We start from the raw sequence: 1,411 nt of genomic DNA on the forward strand, positions 1-1,411 counted from the left end.
GACGTTCACGATCTGGCGCTCGCTTCCGGCGTTACCCACCGAAACGGTATTGGCGCGCGTCGCCTTGGCGCCTGCGCCCAGCGCCACGGCACCGTTCGCCGCGCCTTCCACGCTCGTATTGGCACCCAGCGCCATCGCATTGGTCACGTTCGGCGCAACGCTCGCACCAGTGCCCAGCGCAATGCCATTGGTCGCGCCCACTGCGGCTTCAGCGGCATTGCCAATCGCGATCGAGCTTTCACCGATCGCCTTGATGCCGTTATTGCCGACCGCGACCGCGTTCTCGCCGTTCGCCTTCGCGTTCGAACCGATCGCCAGCGCTCCCGCGCCATTGGTTGTCACCTTCGAACCGATGGCCACCGAGTACGCCTGGTCCGCGCCCGTTTGCGCCATATTGCCGATCGCAACCGATTCGTCCGACAGCGCCCCAGTGTTCAGCCCGAGCGCGATCGCGTTTGCCCCTGCCGCATGAGCCTCCACGCCGATCGCGGCGGCCGTCGTGCTCTCCGGATCGCCCCCGCTGATACTCGCCGAGTTCGTCCCCCCCATACCGTCGACCGCGACCAGGGAATTCGACTCGTCCGAATCCGCAAGCGCATTGACCCGAGACAACAGGTGCGACTGCTCAGCTGCGACACGGGATTTCAGTTTGCCCAGCGCCTCGAACAACTGCGATCCATTGATCGCATCCGTACTCCTGGCTGTGACGTCCCCCGCTCTCACGTGGACGATCTTGCGTTCGGTCCCGTCATCACCGACGGACACCGTCATCGCCTCGTTCGCAACGGAGTTGGAACCCAGCGCAACCGATCCGCTCGCGAGCGCACGCGCACCGGCACCCAGCGCCAATGTATTCGAACCGCCTGCCAAGGCCTTTGAACCGATCGCGACAGACTGAGCGCCAGTAGCGGTCGCGGGTGCGTCGCTGGCCCGGACCTTGATGTACTTCAGATCGATGTTGCCTTCAGCCAGTTCGCGCTTCATATCGGACAACCCGGTGTTCAACTGGCCGACGTTCACCGCGTCGCTATCATCCACGCCTGCTGCGACGTTCTTCAACGCCACCGGCGCTGCTGCGCCCGCACCACCCAGCGTCACCGAACCGCGATCCGCCGTGCCGTCTTCCTTGCGGTCGTACGTCACCGCCGCGATCACCTTGCCCGTGTCCTTGTCCACCAGGCCGGATTCGGCAATATCGTCTCGCAGCTTCTCAACGTTCGTCGCATTCGTCGTCACACGGCCGTCCAGGTTCGACACTGCGTCGCCAACGTTTTTCGCCGTCGTCTTGCCGCCGTCCAGCGTGTACGCCGGTGCCGTCAGCTTGCCTGCTGCGTCTACCGTCGAACCGCCGCCCAGCGCGCTTGCCACGCTCTGCGACGCGCCGTACAGCTGCGAGCCGTTCACCGCTTCC

General features: G+C 65.0%; 1 pseudogene. It reads right to left on the reverse strand.

The annotated features are described in order from the left end of the window. Positions 1 to 1,411: pseudogene (locus tag JMF90_RS36990) on the reverse strand (hypothetical protein); the annotation flags it as partial.

Origin of the sequence: Burkholderia sp. E168m23, from assembly GCF_016586125.1 — a bacterium.
Taxonomy (GTDB): Bacteria; Pseudomonadota; Gammaproteobacteria; order Burkholderiales; family Burkholderiaceae; genus Burkholderia; species Burkholderia orbicola.